The 20,016-nt window shown below is 51.6% G+C and carries 16 protein-coding genes; 3 read left to right on the top strand and 13 right to left on the bottom strand.

Annotated elements, in window-relative coordinates; translation table 11 throughout:
* Positions 1-53: 53 nt before the first annotated feature.
* The 6 genes from ACYU87_RS10295 to ACYU87_RS10320 form a co-directional block, all read right to left on the bottom strand.
* Positions 54-1,781 (bottom strand): hypothetical protein, encoded by a 1,728-nt coding sequence (locus ACYU87_RS10295; protein ID WP_461133979.1) that lies wholly within the window; start codon positions 1,779-1,781, stop codon positions 54-56.
* A 75-nt stretch (positions 1,782-1,856) separates the two neighbouring features.
* Positions 1,857-2,594 carry a glycosyltransferase gene (locus ACYU87_RS10300; protein WP_461133980.1) on the bottom strand — a complete coding sequence of 246 codons (738 nt, stop codon included), beginning with the start codon at positions 2,592-2,594 and terminating at the stop codon, positions 1,857-1,859.
* Complete coding sequence (locus tag ACYU87_RS10305; protein ID WP_461133981.1) at positions 2,595-4,031, bottom strand: DUF6056 family protein; 1,437 nt, start codon at positions 4,029-4,031, stop codon at positions 2,595-2,597.
* Positions 4,032-4,084: 53 nt separating this feature from the next.
* Entirely contained in the window at positions 4,085-5,035 is a 951-nt protein-coding gene (locus ACYU87_RS10310) for a DMT family transporter (protein WP_461133982.1), read from the bottom strand.
* A gap of 81 nt (positions 5,036-5,116) precedes the next feature.
* Positions 5,117-6,193, bottom strand: a complete 1,077-nt coding sequence (locus tag ACYU87_RS10315) for an LptF/LptG family permease (protein WP_461133983.1) — start codon at positions 6,191-6,193, stop codon at positions 5,117-5,119.
* Between the two features lie 6 nt (positions 6,194-6,199).
* Complete coding sequence (locus ACYU87_RS10320) at positions 6,200-6,853, bottom strand: metal-dependent transcriptional regulator (protein WP_461133984.1); 654 nt, start codon at positions 6,851-6,853, stop codon at positions 6,200-6,202.
* A 166-nt stretch (positions 6,854-7,019) separates the two neighbouring features.
* On the opposite strand from ACYU87_RS10320, the gene ACYU87_RS10325 reads away from it, so the two are divergent.
* The gene (locus tag ACYU87_RS10325; protein ID WP_461133985.1) at positions 7,020-8,360 is read left to right on the top strand and encodes an Nramp family divalent metal transporter; all 1,341 of its coding nucleotides are present in this window, start codon (positions 7,020-7,022) and stop codon (positions 8,358-8,360) included.
* Here the strand turns inward: ACYU87_RS10325 and ACYU87_RS10330 are convergent.
* From ACYU87_RS10330 to ACYU87_RS10345, 4 genes are all read right to left on the bottom strand, one after another.
* Positions 8,308-10,365 carry an ArnT family glycosyltransferase gene (locus tag ACYU87_RS10330; RefSeq protein WP_461133986.1) on the bottom strand — a complete coding sequence of 686 codons (2,058 nt, stop codon included), beginning with the start codon at positions 10,363-10,365 and terminating at the stop codon, positions 8,308-8,310. The two genes, ACYU87_RS10325 and ACYU87_RS10330, sit on opposite strands and share 53 nt — an antisense overlap.
* Positions 10,331-11,116: a glycosyltransferase family 2 protein gene (locus ACYU87_RS10335; protein ID WP_461133987.1), complete on the bottom strand. Its 786-nt coding sequence runs from the start codon at positions 11,114-11,116 to the stop codon at positions 10,331-10,333. Before ACYU87_RS10335 ends, ACYU87_RS10330 begins: the two co-directional genes overlap by 35 nt.
* A 57-nt stretch (positions 11,117-11,173) precedes the next feature.
* The gene (locus ACYU87_RS10340) at positions 11,174-12,541 is read right to left on the bottom strand and encodes a beta propeller repeat protein (protein WP_461133988.1); all 1,368 of its coding nucleotides are present in this window, start codon (positions 12,539-12,541) and stop codon (positions 11,174-11,176) included.
* Between the two features lie 139 nt (positions 12,542-12,680).
* On the bottom strand, positions 12,681-13,514 hold the full coding sequence (locus ACYU87_RS10345; RefSeq protein ID WP_461133989.1) for a class I SAM-dependent methyltransferase: 834 nt from the start codon (positions 13,512-13,514) through the stop codon (positions 12,681-12,683).
* A gap of 259 nt (positions 13,515-13,773) precedes the next feature.
* Here ACYU87_RS10345 and ACYU87_RS10350 point away from each other — a divergent pair, with 259 nt between their 5' ends.
* Together ACYU87_RS10350 and ACYU87_RS10355 are read left to right on the top strand one after the other, a co-directional pair.
* Positions 13,774-14,361, top strand: coding sequence for an RNA polymerase sigma factor (locus ACYU87_RS10350; RefSeq protein ID WP_461133990.1), 588 nt, complete (start codon positions 13,774-13,776; stop codon positions 14,359-14,361).
* Positions 14,358-15,149: a hypothetical protein gene (locus ACYU87_RS10355; protein ID WP_461133991.1), complete on the top strand. Its 792-nt coding sequence runs from the start codon at positions 14,358-14,360 to the stop codon at positions 15,147-15,149. The genes ACYU87_RS10350 and ACYU87_RS10355 overlap by 4 nt, the downstream gene beginning before the upstream one ends.
* Positions 15,150-15,156: 7 nt before the next feature.
* Here ACYU87_RS10355 and ACYU87_RS10360 read toward each other — a convergent pair whose 3' ends face one another.
* The 3 genes from ACYU87_RS10360 to ACYU87_RS10370 are packed head-to-tail and all read right to left on the bottom strand — an operon-like array spanning position 15,157 to position 19,991.
* A complete protein-coding gene (locus ACYU87_RS10360; protein ID WP_461133992.1) occupies positions 15,157-16,812 on the bottom strand; it encodes a LamG-like jellyroll fold domain-containing protein in 1,656 nt (551 codons plus the stop codon).
* A gap of 32 nt (positions 16,813-16,844) precedes the next feature.
* The gene (locus tag ACYU87_RS10365; RefSeq protein ID WP_461133993.1) at positions 16,845-17,744 is read right to left on the bottom strand and encodes a tetratricopeptide repeat protein; all 900 of its coding nucleotides are present in this window, start codon (positions 17,742-17,744) and stop codon (positions 16,845-16,847) included.
* 9 nt (positions 17,745-17,753) lie between these two features.
* Positions 17,754-19,991: a serine/threonine-protein kinase gene (locus ACYU87_RS10370; RefSeq protein WP_461133994.1), complete on the bottom strand. Its 2,238-nt coding sequence runs from the start codon at positions 19,989-19,991 to the stop codon at positions 17,754-17,756.
* Positions 19,992-20,016: the final 25 nt, after the last annotated feature.

Genomic DNA, 20,016 nt, shown 5'->3' on the forward strand with positions numbered 1-20,016 from the left:
CTTGGCAAAAGTAAACTTTTTGTCGTTGCAGCGCGTGGGTGTCTCTTTTTTTCTTAAGGAATGGTCACCGCGTGGCAGCTGAACCGAACCGGACGGTTCTCCTCCGACGGCGTTACGACCCCCACTTTGTAGCGACCCGGTGCCAGCATGATATTGATAATTTCGGCCTTCACCGACGTGACTGGCTGGTTCAGCCAGAAGTTCCGCAACGTGAAGGGTGTCTCCGATGCGTACAGAAGCGTGCGCTGGTCGGACTGAACGAAAACGGCCGCCTGTCTTAGCGTATTCGGATACGCGTTGGGCTCAGTTTGCGCCACATAATTGTAACCCCCTCCTTCTACCTGCATGGTCAGACAGGAGTCGTTAGAGACACGACCATTTGTCACTGTCAGAAATGACTCCACCGGCGTGATATAACTGGCCGGGTAATGATAGACACCCCGTTTTGCCGATTCGCGCATGACCGAACGGGCCATGTTGGCAAACGGCGTTCCCCACGTGGCACCAAGCCCAATATCATAGTGTTTCTGGTTCATGGCGCTGGTCAGCAGCATCTGTTTCCGGTAAGCCGCTCTGGGCCAGTAGACGCCATAAGCGAACACCCAAATCAGGATACTGACCAATAAACCAATACGTAAGCACTGCTGCTGCGCCCGCCAGTCCGGGCATTCGCTTAGTACGTTGAGGTAGATCAGGGCCGCCATCACTGCCGGATAGATCATGTAATTGCTGACCACCATCACTTCGTACCCGTACCGAAGGCGCAACAGGGCAATAATGGCCACATTACCGAACAGAAAGACGTACCCGCCAATGAAGAACAGCCGCCGGTTTTGCCGTCCGCTCGTACCGGTTTTGTCAGCAATCGGCCAGAACCCAAGTCCCATCCGGTACACCAGGGTTAACACCAGCGCGGTCAGTATAGCGCCCGCCAGGGTGGGTGCCGCATAGCGCCAGCTGCCCTGAACGGTGGGCGTCAGATCGAACATGGCCCCCGTGAACGTGAAAAACGCGCCAATGGCCTGCACCGGGTGAGCCAGGCTGTAGGCTAAACTTTCGCTGGTCCGGCCGGCACTCTGAAAGTTATAGAAATAGAGCCAGATGGCGATCACGCTCCCAACCACCCAGCCACCCAGACGAAGCCAGCTTCGGTTCAGGGCCAAAATAATACCGCCGGCGATCAACCCCATCAGGCCATTGCTCATGGAAAGCGCGGCTAAAATTTGTAACGTAATAGCGAGGGTAAATTTGCCACTCCCCGACTGGGTAAGCATATATAGCGATGACAGCGTCAGGCAAATAACAACGGAATGTTGCAGACCGGGAATAGACCAAAGGCTGGTCAGGTAATACTCGGGTTGCAGCAGCAGAAAGGGCACCGGCAAGAAAGCCAGCCAGGGCAACTGCATGGATCGAAACACCCGGGATAGCAGGACAAACGTGCCGAGTATGAACAGCAAGGCAATCAGAATGAGCCATCGAAAATTGACCTCGCCCGTCAGGTAATACATGCCCAGCGTGATCAGTTTAGCAATCACAATCCGGTGTTCATTGTTGGGGACCAGAACATTGTAAATCTTTTCGGAGAGCGTCGTGGCATCGGTATACGCCAGTGTGAAACCGAGAAACGCGTCAATGTCGTCGAACCAGGGAACATTGGCGGCATACGTGAACACGAACAGAATAAAGCAACCAACCGGCAAGGCGATTAATACAGGGGCAACGCGTTGCAGCCGTGAGAAAAGACGGCTTTGGACGGGTGCGGTGCTAACAGTAGACATAATGCAGACTTAATTTTTCAGTTTCATTCTCCGAAGCACCCTGTTTGGTGCCAATAGAGGTTAATCAACGGTCGATTACACGTTCTTGTATTTTCGCTGAATCCGGTATAGTTCATACCACATTCTGAACATGTACCCCGAACTGATGCGCGAATCACTTTGCTCGATCCATTGGCGCAGGGGTTGTTCGGCGAGGTGACTGAGCACGCCCGGCCGACCATGATACTGGGTAAGCCGGGCCAATAGCTCGACGTCGAATAGCCAGGGACTAATGAACGGTTCCTGAAACAACGTCACGACAATGCCCGACCGGCATAGCTTGGCCCCGCATTGCGAATCGTAAACGGGTAATTTCAGTATCGTGCTGATAATGGTAGCAATGATCCGGCCAACGTAATGCCGGAAAGCATCCCGCCGAATATCGACGCCTAGAAACTTGATGCGCGACCCCATAACCAGGTCCAGCGCCGGATTGGCGTCCAGCACGGCAGACAGATCGGCAATGGCCGCGAGCGGTGTGGCCAGGTCAGCATCCAGAAACCCCAGGTAATCGAATGGCTTACCGGCGCAATGCAGCATACCCGCCCGAACGGCACCCGCTTTTCCCTGGTTCTGGGGCAGGATCAACGCACTAATTCGATCGGGGTATTGTGCCTGCATGCCTTCCAGTACCACGCTGGTACCGTCGGTACTGCCATCGTCGACAAAGCAGAACGTTACGTTCGTACCCTGCTGCATATACGCTAGAAATGCCTCGGTTCGAAGGCGGGTAGCCTCGTTGTAACAGGGAATAATGATGCAGACAGACGACATTTATAGCTTAGCGGTGGCGGTGAGTGTAGAGTCGAGAACAATTACTTTGTGCCCGTAATAGCCTGACTGGCAACGGTTCCACCAGTGCATTCGGTCGGGCTTGATGTCTTCAACAAAAATACTGGGCGGGTATACACTGATAGGCCGTATGCGAACGGTGTCGGCGGATAGCGTGAGCTGGCGATGACGTTCGGTCATCTCCCGGTCATACGTAGCGGCATCACCACTGACTAAATCCGTGCCCATCTGTTTCAGAGATTTGCTGACACCAACACTCCCGATCACCCAGATACCGGCCAGCATCCAGATGGGCGCAGGCCATTTCTGAACGAGCGTCAGGCTGCGCCCCCGCCGTTCGAGCCACCCTACCCAGACGGTTAAAACATAAAACCAGCCGAGTACAAAGAAAACGAACAGGACGTTCATGGTGCGGGCGAAAGGCGGAATGCCTAACCCGTAATAGGAGGGAAAAATGGTGGCGGCCAGCAACCCCAGGTAGACCACCGCGACCAGACCAGCCGGCAACAGAAACAACTCACGAACAGGGCTGCCGTGCCGAACCAGCCGCCGGGCAATTGGGATGAAGAGCAGCGAAAAAGGAATAATCGGCGTTTTGAGCAGCCACAACCCCATTGACCGGGCCAGCCAGCCAAACGAAAACCCCATCGACTTAGCTAGTTCACCCGCTTTTGCCTGGTTACTTCCCATGCGGATCGCGTTGCCGGGAGCTCTGAACAGCAACCAGGCCGACACAAAGGCGACCACGACCAGCCAGATCAGCACAGGGTCGAACCGCCGGAGGAACACCAGCCGGTAGCCCAGTATGGCCAGCAGCAGTAAAATTAACAGCACAAGGTTCGTTTCGCCGGAGCCGATGCTGGCAAATACCAGAAACCCCGCCCACACGGCCGTCAACCCTTTGAGAAGGCCATCCGGCATACGATACCACCGGATGATAACGGCCATCAGGTAAATAGTCAGTATAGTCGGGACAGTGTAGGTCGCCATCGCGGCTGTCCAGAAAAACGCTTCGACGGTACTTTGCAGGGCCAATACGATCATGAAAAACAGCAAACCCACAACCTGAAGTCGGTTTTTCAGCGACTCACCCCGCAACAGCTCGTTAACCAACGCCAGAATAGCACCAACCAGTGCGGTGGCCAGCAACGCCGGAATAAACCGGTACCCATCGTACCAGCCCCACACCAGCGGGCTTCCGTGAACCAGCATGTTGGAGAAATAACGCCCCGTCCATCCGTCATAGTAGTATTTCTGTCCCTGCCAGAACCCGTACCGGACCGCCGTATCAGCAAAGCAGTAATCGTCGGCGGCCGATGGATGGTTGTGAAACGAGAGCAGCAGTAAGGGCAGGTAAGCCAGTAAAAACAGAAGAACAACGGTTATGGTCGCCAACCGATCAATAAGCGGATGTTTCATGCAAAAATTCGTACAGACGTAAGTCAGGGCTTCTTTGGCGCCCTTCGTCCGCTTTATTGTTGACTATTTATTTCCAGATCGCCCCCGGTGGGCGTGGTATTCGTCGATTTCTGCCCGCTCAGGAACGGGTAGGCCAGTACAGCAATCAGGATAACAAGCGTACCGATGTAGAAACCCGACGTCATGTGTTCGGTATCCCCAAAGATCAATAAGGCCAGGAGAATACCGTACACCGGCTCCAAATTTACGGTTAATATGGCCAGATACGCCGAAAACTTTCGCAACAGGCTAACCCCAACGGTATAGGCATAGACGGTGCAAACCAGCGAAAGCACGAGTAACCAGAGCCACTGCATGCCCGTTTGGGGTACGTATTGAACAACCGTACCTGCTTCTTCACCAGTAAGTTGCCAGGTTAGTAGCCACAATATAACCGCGCCCAGCAGAGCGCCCGCCATCTCATAAAACGAAATGACCAATGCGTCATACTTATGCGTAAACCGGCTGTTGATAATGGTAAACAGCGCCGATAACATCGCGGCCCCCACGGCGACCGATAGCCCCACTACCTTATCGAACTCGAAACGGAAGATCAGATAAAGGCCCGCCATAACGGCCCCGCCAAGCGCTACCTCAATGGGGCGCACCCGCCGACGCAGCAGCAATGGCTCCAGCACGCTGGCCCAGAGCGAACTGGTTGCCATACCGGCCAGACATACCGACACATTGGACAATCGGGCCGCCAGAAAAAACAGGACCCAGTGCAAACCAATGAGTCCGCCCGTTCCGAGCAGTCTCCACACATCAGCAGTTGATACGCGAAGATTTTGCCGACGAACGGTCAGAACAATCCCCAGCCCGAAGACAGCCAGCAGGGTCCGAAACAAAACGACCGCCGACGGATCGAGTGGTTGCAGTAGTTTGCCCAGAATAGCGGTAAAGCCCCAGATCAGAACAATGAAATGAAGTTGAAAGTAGTCTGTAAGTGACGCTTTTTTCTGCATAATGATACATGACGCAGTAATGCAGGATGAACGGCGGTAACGAATCACCATTCATCCTGCATTACTCATCATTACGTACCCTTACCTGGGTATGGTATTGTACAAAAGTACACCGATACCCGCAAAAATAGCATTCGGCAACCAGACCGCCACTATTGGGTTGAGGTTACCCGACTCGGCAATCCCCTTGGCCAGCATGAAGAACAGTAGATATGTAAAGGCCAGAATAAACCCCAGCGCTACCTGCCAGCCTACCCCCCGCCGACTCTTCCGGGCCGACATAATGACGCCGATCACGGTCAGAATAATGATGGCGAACGGGCGGGTATCCCGGCTGTATTTTTCGAGCAGGTAGGTCTCGACCCCGTCGGCCCCGCGGCTTTGCAAGAGGGCAATATGGCGATTCAGTTCGGGGCGGGTGAGGGTTTCGTACAAGTTAAAGTCCGAACTGAAATCATCCGGTTTCAGATTCAGCGTTGTGTCGATACGGGGACCGGGCGTGAGCGTTTCCTGCAATCCGTTGATTGTCCGTATCTTGTAATCATACACGGTCCACTTCTTTTTTTTGGCATCCCACTCGATATGGTCGGCGGAGAGTTTTTGCTTGAGTTGGTTGCCCTCCACGCGTTCCATCGTAAACTTGTAGCCCGTGTTACTCTGGTTGTTGTAGCTTTCCAGATACGCGTACGTGTTGGGCGCGATCTTTAAGTGTACGTTCCGGCCGGAGTAGTTATAAGCATCGTTGATGTACTTGATCTCGAACGCAATCCGGGTTTTGTTTGCTTTGGGAATCACGTAGTTGACCATAAAATACGTAGCAACAGCCAGCACAGAAGCCCCCAGTACATACGGAAAAAGCAGCCGGATAAAACTGACTCCGCTACTCAGAATGGCAATAAGCTCGGTACGGGCCGCTAACCGCGAGGTCAGGAAAACGGTGGCAATAAAGACCATCAGCGGACTGATGTAATTGGCCCAGTACGGAATGAAATTGAGGTAGTAATTAAACAGAATTTCATTGCCGGGTGCGTGGGTTTTATGAAAGTTGTCCACCTTTTCGGTGTAATCGATCATCACCACCACCAGCACAATAACCATCACCACGAAGATGTAGGTCTGCAGAAAGCGCTTGAGTATATAGGCGTCTAAGAGTTTCATAATGGACTAACTCACTAATAAATTTTTGGCGACTTCGTGGGTAACAAATACCGTACGTCCGGCGTCTACCTGCACCAGCACCGATTTGTCGAACGTGTTGATCTCATGGATGGTAACGGTACAACCCAACGTAAGGTGCGAGTGATCGAGGTGTTTCAGAAACTCGGTCGAGTGTTCCAGCACCGCCATCAGGCAGACGGCCTCACCCGTGGCCACCTCCGACAGCTTTCGATAGCCCATTTCGGGCATTTGCCCGGCGTGGGTAGGAATCGGATCGCCGTGCGGATCGAACTGCGGGCAACCCAGGTACGTATCCAAACGCGTTACCAGTTCTTCCGACCGTATGTGCTCCAGTTCTTCCGCAATCTCATGTACTTCATCCCAGCCGAAACCTAGCTTCTGCACCAGAAAGACCTCCCAGAGCCGATGCCGCCGAATAACCTGGAGCGCCAGCCGCTCCCCTTCCTCGGTTAGCCGGACGCCCTGGTATTTTTTGTAGTGAATAAGCTGTTTTTCAGCCAGTTTCCGCAGCATATCCGTTACCGAGGCCGCCTTCGTCGCGGTCATTTCGGCGAGGGCGTTGGTGCTCACTTCACCCTGCTGCCGGTTAGCGAGGTAATAAATGGTCTTTAGATAGTTCTCCTCAGTAAATGAATGCATGAAATGGACGGCTGCTTAGCCATAACGGCCGGATAAACAGAAACAGTTGCAGGCAAAGGTAATTTTTATGTTAAACTTTCTAAAAATTTAGACGAACCTAAATTTTTATTTCAACAATCCTTACCTTTCGTTCGTTACAGGGAGAGTTATTTGTCAATTGTATTACATGGAAGCAACGAATACGTCAACGAAAGGCTGGCGGCAGGCGAACAATACTGACTCACTGGCCGACGTACATAGCTCAGTTAACGTACCCGTGGGCGGGGGCTTTTTTAAAACCCTGCGGGCCTACGCGGGTCCGGGTCTGATGGTGGCGGTGGGGTACATGGACCCCGGAAACTGGGCCACGGATATTGCGGGCGGGGCGCGGTATGGCTACCGGCTGCTATCGGTCGTACTGATTTCCAACCTGTTCGCTATTCTCTTACAACACCTGTCGCTTAAGCTGGGCATCGCTACGGGCCGTGATCTGGCGCAGGCCTGCCGCGACCATTACAGCAGGCCGGTGGCCATTGGGTTGTGGCTGTTAGCCGAAATTGCCATTGCGGCTACCGATCTGGCCGAGGTAATCGGTTCAGCCATTGCGCTCAACCTGCTGTTCGACCTCCCCCTCACGGTTGGCATCTTACTTACGGCGCTGGACGTGTTGCTGCTATTATTTTTACAGAACAAAGGCTTTCAACTGATCGAACGGATTGTGGCCAGCCTGATTTTCCTGATTGTTGGCTGTTTTGGCTACGAGCTACTGGTGTCAAAACCCGATATAGCCGGTGTCGTTTCGGGCTTGCTGCCCCGGGCCGAAATCATCAGCGATCCGGGTATGCTCTACATTGCCATCGGGATACTGGGGGCCACGGTCATGCCCCACAATTTGTACCTGCATTCCAGCATTGTACAGACCCGTAATTTCGGGCGTAACGACGAAGGACGTAAATCGGCCATCAAATTCGCCACCATCGACTCGACCGTTTCCTTATTTCTTGCCTTCTTCATCAATGCCGCCATCCTCATTTTGGCCGGGGCTGCTTTTCACTTTTCGGGCAACCAGCAGGTCGCCGACATTACCGATGCGCACCGCCTGCTCGACCCGGTACTCGGCGTTAAGATGGCGGGTATTCTGTTTGCGGTGGCCCTGCTGGCTTCCGGTCAGAACTCGACCCTAACGGGTACCCTGGCCGGGCAGATTGTGATGGAAGGTTTCATTAATCTGCGCGTTAAACCCTGGATTCGTCGGCTCATAACCCGCCTGGTCGCCATTGTTCCGGCCCTGGTTGTTGCCATACTCTATGGGGAGCACGGTACCAGTGAGTTGCTGGTCCTCAGCCAGGTAGTGCTGTCGCTTCAACTTAGCTTTGCGGTAGTACCGCTGGTTCTGTTCACAAACAGCAAAGCCAAGATGGGCCGTTTTGTCAATCCGCTCTGGGTTAAAGCCCTGTCGTGGGCCGTGGCTGTGCTCATAATCGGCCTGAACGGGTATTTGCTATGGGATACTGTTTCGAGTTTATAATTGCCTGATTCGTCTTTATGTCCGTGTGTCCAGGCGTATTCACGTTAGTTACCCGTGGGCTTTTCTGATCGCGACTGTACAAGGCTATCGTTCCACGTTTGTCTCGTAATCGTTTATACACCTCCCCGTTGTAGTGAAGTGTGTCATTCCATGTGTGCATTGAAATGACGTAGTCTACGAGCGGATGACTATCAACGGCTTTGCTGGGCGTTGTAACGCGAATGTGATAAAGCCTGACCGGTTTTTTTATCAGGTGGTACCATAGGTAGTCTAAGTCATTTTCATCCAGAAGCAACCCAACTCGTAACGAATCGTGCCATCGCTGATTTAACGCCGATGATGTACGCACAAACGTGTCCAGGTGTTCTCGGCCATTCACAAAATAGTTTTTCTCCCGTCCATTGAGAAACGAAACCGGCTGAGTCAAGGGCGGCAATGTTATCAACAGCCTGAACGGATTCGTTAAAGCAAACCCACCCGCCGATATGACAAATAGCCAGAAAGGCCATTGTCTATTCCTGTCCATTGCCCTTATCAACCCAACAGCCCCTATCGGAGAAGCCAGCAGAAATAACACAAGGTGCAACCGTGTATGCCAGGGTTGCCATTTTAAGTAGGCACAAAACAGCATGAACGTAATGGCAAGTACGCCAGCCAGGATTACATAAGGCGTCCGATTTTGTTGATTTTTTTGGCGGATTAACCCGATCAGACTTCCGGTTAGCCACAAAAGATGTACGAAACAGGAGGCATTATCTTCGTTATTGCTCACCCTCGGCAACTTGAACACACTCCCCCCGAACGTGGTGTTTGCATCCTGTATATCCATCTCCATCGCCGTATGGAGGCTTTCTACACTATGCTGAACCAGTTTGTTTACAATAGGGACACCAAAATGAATAGCCAGGTTACGACTTATATTCGACACCATCATTGGTACCGAATGAACTCGATTTTTGTAGTCGCCCTCCAGCTGCGCGTTTGTCAATGGATGCCCATAGATGGAAAGGTTTCGGGCATAATGGCCCGCATTTAATCCCAGGCTCATACCAATGAGTAGCAGAACGGGCAAAGCCAGTTTATGCAAAGAACGGTAAGTCGAGATCCCTGGCCTGCTTATGAATAGATGACGTCTGAGCTCCATAATCCCCCACGTTAGCAGCAAAGGTGCGCTAAACAGATAGGCCGTACCCTTAGACAGTAATGCAAAGCCCAACGCAAGACCGGCCCAGACGATGCTGGCGATGTGTCGGTTCTGATAATAGCGCAGTAGAAAAAACCCGACCAGAATTAAATAGAAGGCTACGACTAGATCATTCTGCGTAGACGATGACTGAAGAATAAACATCGGGATCGTTGCGGCCACCAGAACGGTAGCGATCTGAAGTGACCGTAAACCCCCTATTTGCTTCGTCAGCAACGACAAGGCGACCAGACAACCAACCCCCGCCAGCCATTGTACGGTGTTAGCCCACAGATCCGAACCACTGAGCAACAGTGTGTGCAGAATCACCCACTCGGCCAGCGGAGGTTGGTAAATCTCCCGCTCGATATGCGTGGCAAAAGGCTGAACACTCTGCTGTTGCATCCAGTGTCCGATGCGCCCCATGTGATACGTGAGGGAGTCGTAATTATTGGGTGGATACAGAAAAGCAGTCAGCAGTGTTAAGGCAAGAATGACACTCGTTACGACAAGACATCGGCGCTCAAACCTAGTCAGGTGAGTCCAGTGAAGTCCGACTAATTTTTTACCACTGTGATGCTGAATGATGGCCCAGCCAGTAAAGCTGATAGCTACCCCAATCCAGACCAAGCCTACTCTGTTGTCATTGAGTTGATGAAAAACACTTAACGCTTCCGTCAGAATAACCACAACCAGCGTATTCACAAGCAGCGAATCTATGAATCCATTCCGGATTGGTGCCGGATTGACGCAGCGAGCCCGGTACACCGCCTGACCGTACCAAAGACTACCGACGGCCCAAAACAGTATCCAGACGTTCATACATAAAGTTGATAGAGACAAGGGCACTCAGGGTATTTGGGGCATAAAACAGGTTGTAGTACAGGATGCAGTAGATTGCCCGGAAGCCATCCCGCCAGCCTATTTTCTTTCCTTCGGCATAGGTTCGGCCAGCGTACGAAATCCCGACTTCATAAATGCGAATATCCGGTATACGAGAAATCTTGGCGACAATTTCAGGCTCGAAGCCGAATCGTTTTTCGCGTAAGTTGATCTGTTTTAGCGTGTCAAGACGAAACATTTTGTAGCAGGTTTCCATGTCTGTCAAATTCAAATCGGTAAACATATTTGATAGCAGCGTCAGAAATCTATTCCCAACTGAATGCCAGAAATACAAAACCCGATGCGGCCGTCCGCCCATGAACCGGGACCCAAACACTACATCGGCTTTATTATCCAGTATAGGCTGAAGCAACAGCTTATATTCGGCAGGATCGTATTCCAGATCAGCGTCCTGCACCACCAGAAAGTCGCCGGTAGCCGCATTGATGCCCGTTGTCAGAGCGGCTCCCTTTCCCTGGTTTACATCATGCCGGATGTATTTGATACTGGCTCCATCAAATTGATTCATGAAGTTCTGTACACAGACCTGGGTCATATCCTGCGAGCAATCGTCTACAACAATAACCTCCCGGTCAATTCCCTGTGGAAGCGGTGCGGTTGTGACCTGTTCTAGTATGGAATAGATTGTTTGCTCTTCGTTGAAGGCGGGAATTAGAATGGTTAATTTCATGGCGGCTTTTGCGTAAGTCCTGTTTAGGTTGAAGATGACTTCTGAAGCAATCTGATGTCAACAACTTATTGACATACAAGAAGTCAATTCACTGGAATAATCAGCGCCCCCCCCGGCGATCTTGTCTGCAACCAGCTTGTATACGCGATGTTGATCCCCGCGATGATCGAAGTTAGTTATAGAAATATAGAGTGTCTTGGATGCGTTTTGGGTGGCGCTGGCCAGACGGACCTCGTGGGTGGCCCCGTCGAATTCAACAATCCGTGCCCACGATTTCCCCGAATCTTTTGTGCACAGGAGCACACTCTTTGCTTTCCCGGACAGGCAACTGTAGGAAACCGCCCAGATCTCTTTACCCGTCGGCGATTGTCGGGCCCGCATGTTCATGACGGGGCTGCGACGGTACGGATCGGGCAGCACGAGTTTTTCGAACTGTTTGCCGTCCAGGGTTTTCACAATGAAATTTGTGCCCCCCAGATAATCACTGCCAAACAAGACGGCCTCGTCCGTTTCGGCCATCGACAGGTAACCGCCGGTCTGGTGATGGTGCCTGTTGATCAACTGCCATCCCGCCCGTCGCTTATCTGCTTGGTTATTGAAGTGAGACAGGGTCGTATTTTGCCATACCTGCTTTTTGTTATCCCCGTCGGTCAGTAGTACCGATTGCAGGTGTGCGGAGTATTTAACAACGTGAACGTGTTTGTTAACCCCCTGACGAATGAGAAAGTCCGAGGTATGCCACGTATTTCCTCCGTCTGATGAGTGGTAGAGAAACGCGAGATTCTGCCAGCTTTTGCCATGCCAGAGCGAGCCATATTCGCCAATCATCAGCGTGTGGTCGGGCAGTTCGGTCATACCATTGTCGAACAGGAAATAGCTGATCGGCGTAGAGAGTTGTAAAACACGCCCGAAGGATTTACCCTCGTCACTGCTTTTGTAAACAACGCCGTTTGCGCAAACAAACAGACCATTGTACTGGCTAAGGAAAATCGACGTGATCGGATACTCAAACGTGTACATACGAGTAGCCGATTGACTCTGGTCGTCGCTACGATACAGCGTTGTCAGGTCTTCGTAGCAGCAACCCCACAGCAGGCCGTCGGCTCGTTCGACGCAGTATTTCCAGTTGATCGCTACCGGTTGAAAACACAAACCCTGAGCCGCTAAAAATGAGCCGGTCACCGCTTCTTCGACCAACCAGGCTCCTTCCTGCGAGATGGTCAGGCAGGCATCGTTCGTAAACCGGACGTACTTATTCCCGGCCTGGTAAAAACGAAGCCTGTGCGTTAGTTCCCACAGTAAGAAAGAAACGAGTTCTCTTACTTTTCCAACCCGTTTAATGTCCAGCAAAAACGCCCATAAAAACCGAAGCTGGTAAGGATTGCGCTGACTGAACTGCGCGAAGTATTTCGATGAAACATCCATGATCAATTATGTTTAGTGGATAGCATTCGTATTATTAAGAATCACCGGGCAACGAACTGCCCCTCCGCAAGCCTGATTGGCTTGCGGAACGTTAACAAAAGCAGTACGAATAGAGAAGGAAAATGATAGGCAGCTAAGCCTACTTCATCGGCACCGTTCGCCTGGCGACAATGGTGTACATGAGCTGCGTTTTGTTATGCTGCGCAAAGAATTGCTTGTGGTATTTGATCTGAATGTTGCCGAAACCCAGCACGCCCAATGCCTGCTCCAGAAATTCGGGGGTGAAGTGCCACCAGGTTTCTTCGGGATGCCCGACGGCGGCATTGGGTCGGAAGATCAGGGATGGCCCCAGTAGCTTACTGCGGATTTTGCGCACCGTCGATTCGCCCATCCAGCCAAATAGCTGGTTTATGATTTTCTGGCGACTGGTGTCCAGAATCTCCGTGATGATAATGGTTTCCCGCGTGATCTTTGCGACTTGTTCCATCGCCAGAAAGGGGTCCCGTACGTGGAGTAAAATACTGCCGAATGTACTGACATCCACCAGGCCAACGGTTTCGGGAATGGCATACACGGTGCCGTGTACAAGCTGTGCTTTCGACTTGAACAGCGAATGGCTCAGGCGATAGGCGTTATTAAGTTTTCGGATGTGGTTCTTGCGTTTGGGCGCCCAGGCCGCCCCGTCTTTGTGGGCAAACGGAACCATATCCCAGTCCTGCTCGGGCGACAGATCGTAACTCACCACGGAAGCTCCTTTTTTTTCCATGTAGAAGGTCAGAAACCCGTTGGCCGCTCCCATTTCGAGCACCCGTTTGTTGGTCAGGTCGACGTGGCCCAGGTAATCGTCGGCAAACTCCCGCAAATCCCATTCACCTTTCATTTCGCCCAGACCGGGCAAATCAACGGTGTGGTAGAAGTAATGATCGTCGGCATTAACGGATGATGAATCGGTAGACGGGCTAGATAAATTCATTGACATAATTGATTGTGAATTGTGTGAAAAGAATTAGTAGTCGGTACTCTGGTTTGTGGATGTGACAGGAAGCGGAAAGCGAAATCAGTTTGTTTTCGACTGTCTATAGCCGGAGTGGCAAAAAGGTGAGGGGCCGTAATGAGAAATTTTAAAAAATTATTTTCACTGACCTTTTCGAGGGTTCGCCTATTAACCGATAAGTAGCGGATAGGTATGATTATGGGCCATTGGGGGTTATATTCGCCCATTCTACAGCCTTATGTCAACCCGACCGCTTCCTGTCTTCTCAACGGAACTCGAATTTTATACTGCCCTGACACGTCGCAATGAGCGGGCTTATCAGTACCTGTACGCGGATGTGTTTCCTTCCTTTCGCTACTGGGTATTGTCGAACAGTGGCTCCGAGATGGACGCCGAAGATTCGTTTCAGAAGGGATTACTTAATTTTTTGCTCAACGTAGAAACCGGGAAATACCAGCTTCAGGCAGAGGCCCGCATTACCACGGTCGTCTTCGAGTATTGTAAACGCGTGTGGCAGACCGAACTGAAATCGGCTCGGTTCCGGACAAAAGCTGTCTTATCGGAGGATTACGACATGCCCGATACCGCCGATACAGTAAAGGACTTGGAGCGCCTGGACATTGTCGACGCCGTTCGAAAATCGCTGGATCAGCTTAAGGGTGAATGCCGGAAACTAATCGAGTGGTTTTACGTGGACGAGCTGTCACTGCGGGACATTGCCGAACGGCTGGGCATGAAAGAATCCTCGGTTAAATCGAAGCGCTACGACTGCGCCGAAAAGCTGAAAACGTTTTACCTGAAAACCGCGACTCAGCGAGGGCTATGAATTTATCAGAAGAACAGTACGAACTTATTGAGGCTTACTTGACCAACGAGCTGTCGGCTGTTGATCGGGTGGCCTTTGAGAATGATGTAAAGGCCGACGCCGAACTCCAGGCCGAGGTTGACCGGCAGCGCGATATCCGGCTGGGCCTGCGGGCGCTGGGCATCGAACGCGCCCTCGAACGGGCCAAAGCACAGTACGAAGCCACTTCGGCACCAGCCGAAACAGCACCGGTTAACCAGACCGTGGTTCGGCCGCTGGTTTCCTGGCGGTACTGGGCTGCGGCTGCTTCGGTCGTTTTGGTGTTGGGCGTGGGGTATCTTGTGTACCAGCAAACCACAAATCGGCAGACGGATATTGCCTATGCCGAGACGTTCTCGTCGGACCCGACAACCGATCTGATGAAAGATTTTCCGTCCGGCCAGATGGCTCCGTCCGTCCGGGATCAGTTTCTGGATGCTATGACGGCCTACAAATCGGGGAAGTACGATACCGTTATCGAGCAGTTGAAAACCCTGCCCGCCGACAAGCAGACGCTTCCGTACCGGAATTATTTTCTGGGTCTGAGCTATCTGGCCAACAAGCAACCCGTCGAGGCCGTTCCGCTGTTAACGAAAGCACAGGCGGCATCGTCCGGCAAACTTCGGCAGAAATCGGAATGGTTTCTGGCCCTGGCCTACGTAAAGACCAATCAAAAAGAAAAGGCCCTGCCCCTACTGAAACGAATCAGTACAGACAAGGCCCATCCTTTTCAATCACTGGCGAAACGCGTGCTGAAGAAGGTCGAGTAAGGTGTTGTTATTGCTTGTATAGTATGTCCACTTCGCTGGCCGTCAACGCCCGTTTATAGATACGAATGTCGTCCATGGCTCCGTGGAAAAACCAGTTGAGCCCCTGAATAGCTGCCCCAAATTTCAAATCAGCACCGGGGCATTTATCCATCGTACTGTATGGAAGGTCAGTATTTGTGTATAGTGGTACATTGTTCAGATACATTCGTACGGTTTTTCCGCTATAGGTGAATACAAGATGATACCATGTATTCACTTCAATCCGACTGGTGAAGGGAAAATCCAGCCATCCTTTACCCGGTTGACATGCGCTGTTTTGTTTGATATTGGTCATAACCACTGTATTGGGCCCCTGATCGTTTTCCAATTTCAAGAGCGCGCTATACGTTTCGAAGGCGCTATCGCTGAATCGCGATTTGTTATAAATCTGCATCCGGTGCGTAAAAGAAGACATTTTAAACCAGACACTTACTGACAACGCTTCTGGATTTAGACTACTATTCTCAGACATGTAGAAATAGTCATTCACTCCATCCAGAAAAATGGCCGAGTTGGGCTTACCATTGTGATCGGTTGTAAAGGTTGGATTATCAACCAGCTTAACGTGGTTATTGTACCCACTTACGTCTACAAGCGATTGGTCTGTGAATGCGATGGAAGCAATCAGGTCCTGAGCAACAGGATCGGCCTGGGTTGTGAAGGACATAATCGGTCCATATATAATCTGATCCGATGCCGTCCGGGCGAACGCACGATAATAGTAGGTTTTGCTGGCAGTTAAGTCGTTCAGATTGAGAACTATATTGACCCCTACGACGGGTCCGCTGGCTTTAGCCGAAGTACTATTTACGTCGGGGTTATTGGTCGTTGATGAGTAATAGATACCATACTCTTTAGCAACCGGGTTACCCAGATGCTGCACGATCAGATTGATCGAAGCCGTTGCATAGCCTACACTGGCAGTACCATTTGTAATAACTATAGGATCTTGCCCCGTCTGGAATGTCTGTACGGTAGTACTATAACTGGTTTTATTGGCGGCATTGGTGGCAAAACTACGGACGTAGTAAATCGTATTGGGTTGGAGGCTTGTTAATGACAAAGGGGTAGACGTGCCAAGAGGGGCTGGTAAGGCACCCAATAGTATAGGATCACTATCTTTATTTGGTGCCTGGTTCGTAGTCGAGTAACAAAGGCCATACTGGGTAATTGTTGCATTCCCGTTGGATGTTATGGTCATTCCGGCTAGTGCCGTTGTGGTTGAGACACCCGAAATCGCCTGTATTGTCACCGTCGGATTAACCGCGTCGCTTACAGTAATTGTCTGCTGAATCGTCGTTTCCTGACCGCAGGTATTCGCCATCGTAGCCTTCACGGTATAAGTACCGTTAGAGGGATACGTGTAACTCACGGTCATTCCCGTGGTAACTGCCGAATTGTTATCACCAAAATCCCAAGTCACTTTGTCCGTGGTTCCTCCGCTGTTACTGATCGAAAAATCGGCTTTCCGCTGCGAAATGACATTATTGAGCGTACCCGATGGTTTAACACATTCGCGCTGCGTTTTTTTGGTAGGAACCTCCCAGTTGCCGCAGCTTAAGAGCAAACTGCCAAATCCGAAGATTGAAAAAAGAATAAGGAGATAAGTACGTAATGTCTTCATTTGTATGGAAGAAAGGATATGAATATGAGAAGTTAAAATGTATGGCTAATGGCTAAGCCCCACGATTGGGACGAAGGCTTCCATTGAATCGCACTCGCGCGCGGTTTCGGCTTGTGCAGTAATAAGTATAGTTCGGCTACGGTTGCCACGGCAGCAACACCCAAACAAGCTTTAAATAAACCGTTCTTTTGCTGGGCATCCTGAGCCGCGTTATAGGCAGTATTATATTGGCGGTAGCTATCAGGGTCAGCGATAATGCCACTTCCGGTAGGATCAGTCGTTTGGCTAACTTGTGCCAGTGTGCTCATTTTCGACTGGTAGTCACTCCGCAACAGGGCGGCATAGGCCCCCGCACCCACAGCAACCAAGCCCGTAACGACCTTTATTCCTACGTGTTTAGATGGCTTTGTTACGTTATCGATTGTCCTGATCTGAAGGCGGAGCGTTTCCTGGCGGGTCGTTGTGTAATTGAGGGCTTTGGTGTAACTCTCTCTGGCTTGACCATACCGTTTCTGGTTAAACAGCTGATTACCTTCCCGTTCGTAATAATCGGCAAACTGTCCCTTGGTGATCAGGTCGTCGGGGTTCAGGTTCAGCAATTGATCCAGAGCCTTGACGGCGTCCGCGCCTTTTCCCTGCAGCACAGCGTCGTCGGCCTGCTGGCGCAAAGCAATGCCGGTCGTACATTCCTGAATCTGCTCCTTCGCGTAGGGGTCATTTTCGAAGCCGGGCACTTCCAGGCAGTTCTGATACTGCCGGCGGGCTTCCTGGTATTTACCTTCTTTAAACAGGGCGTCGCCCCGTTTTTTGTACCGATCATACTCGTCATCGACAATGACGGCAACCGACGTCCGGCCCAGTGCCTTGACGGAAGGCACCAGCGCGAACGATAGCAATAAGGCAAGGATAAAAAGATGTACTGGTTTACGCATAAGATTGGGTTACTGGTTGTTACATAGTTTAATTTTCCGACGAACTTCTTCGGTGTCTTTCAGCGACTTGGCTACCTGATACCAGTCTTTAGCGCCCTCAAACTCGTCCCGGTCGAAGATTCTGTTGGCGGTCGCCATGTAGGTGGTGTAAGCGGCTTCGGCTTTGCTGGTGGTCAGGTCATGTTCTTTTGCCAGCGCGCGTGCTTCCGCAAAATCAGTTATGGCTTTCGCCTTGTTGTTGCCCTTCGCAATGGCTTTCTGGCCGTTTTCTATTAGCTGATCGTATTTATCCTGCGCTTCTGCCTTCGCATTTTTAGGGCTTTCGGCGACGGGTTCTACAGGCTTTGGCTTATCCGACTCCGTACCCTTCGGCGCTTCTGTCGTTCCCGTAACGGGTGCTTCCGCTTTCTTCTCCTCCGATGTTTTTTCTGGTATTTCTTTTACAGCCTTTAGAGCAGCGGCACGTAGCGCAACTACATCCCGACGGCTAGGGTCAAGCTTTAAGGCGCTGTTGGTCATAGTAATAACACCCATGTAATCTTTCTGCTGGTAGAACCGTTGCGCCTTCTTCAGAGCTACGTCTATTCGTGTCTCCATCTCACTTTCCGATTCACCTGCTACTCGTTTTATCTCTTTCGATCCTTTCTCCGGTGTTGGAGTTAACCGAATTGTTGGTCCCACTGTAGCCATTGATGTGCTCTCTGGTTTACCCGTTGGCACTTGCGTTACCGGGTTGTTACCTGGCAGATTCATGTACAGCACAAGGCCCCCGACCACGAGGGCTATGGGCGCAACGACCCGCCAGGGAAACGAACGACCAACCGGATCGACAAGAATGGACTGATTAACCGGCGGTAGAACAGGTGGCTGGCTAACGGGGTTGACGGGGGCTTTCTTCAGTGGTACGGAAACGGGTTTCGTTTCCCGTACTGGCTCGCGCTTTGGCTTTGCTTCCTGAACGGCTACCGGTCTGGCAGGCTTCGCAACCGGCTCAGGGGTCGGTACGTAAACGTCGGTGCGCTCCTCCTGATAAACATCCGTCAGTTCGGGTTCCGGTACCTGTGTTTTTGGGCGGAGAGCTTCGATGCACAAAGCCAGCCCACGCATGGCCGTTTCTTCAACCGGATTTAGTTGCAGCACCTGCTCGTACAGGTCTTTGGCCTGCGCAAAAAGCCGTTGGTACATCAGGTCGTCGGCTTCCTTCAGTAAGTTAGCCTGGTGTTGGCGCTGTAGGCCCAGTTCACACTGCTCTAGCCCCTGCTGAGCCTCGGGATGGGCTTCACGTTTAGCGAGAACCTGCTCATACAGGGCAATGGCCAGTTTATATTCCTGTCTGTTGACCAGTTCCTTCGCTTCGGCAATCAGTTGCGGAATTGCATCGAGCAAATCCAGTAACTCCTGCTCCTTGCGCGCACGCTCGTGGATGTCCCGCACCAGACATCGCCGAATAATCGTCCGGTACGGTTCAACAACCTGATTCAGTCGGTCAGGCAATTCAACGGTCATGATTTTCTTCTCGATTTCGCGCCGAACGGATTGCTCACTGCTGTTGCGCAGGTCGGACCGGAAAGGCTTCTCGCCCGTCATCATTTCGTACAGGATGACGCCAAACGCCCATAAATCGAGGTTAAAACTCACCCGGCTCCCTTCAATCTGCTCCGGTGCTTTGTAGGATGGCGTTCCCCGCCCGTCGCTCAGATCGAAGTCGGAACTGTCCAGCTCGTCGTCGCTCACCAGCTTGCTCAAGCCAAAATCCGCTATTTTGGGAATAAACCGACCGGCATTATCGCGGGAGATCAGGATGTTGGCCGGTTTGAAGTCGCGGTGAACGATCCGGTTACGATGCAGATGCTGGAGACCCAGCAAAATGCCCTGTGTAATGTCGTATATCTGGGCAGGTGTTAACGCGACACGCTGGAACAGATCGACCAGATTACCGTCCGGATAGTACTTCATGATGGCGAAGTCACTCACGCTGGTGTCCGTTTCGAGCCGGTAACAGGCATCGTACCGGGCAATATTGGCCTGCCGGGGTACGCGCTGCGCCAGCTCGACCTCCGCCTTCAGCGACTTGGTATCGTTGCCTTTGAACTCGCTTATTTTAACGGCGACCCATTCGGTCTCGAGCTGATCTTCCACTTTTATGACCCGCCCGTACGAGCCACTACCCAGCAAAGCCCCATCGTCGTTGGGACGGATGGGGTATCGTTGTTTAAAGTCCTTAAATGACGTAAAGGTTTGAGGCATATCTCTTATTAATAAGCCAATAATG

The sequence above is a fragment of the Spirosoma lituiforme genome, from assembly GCF_054776635.1.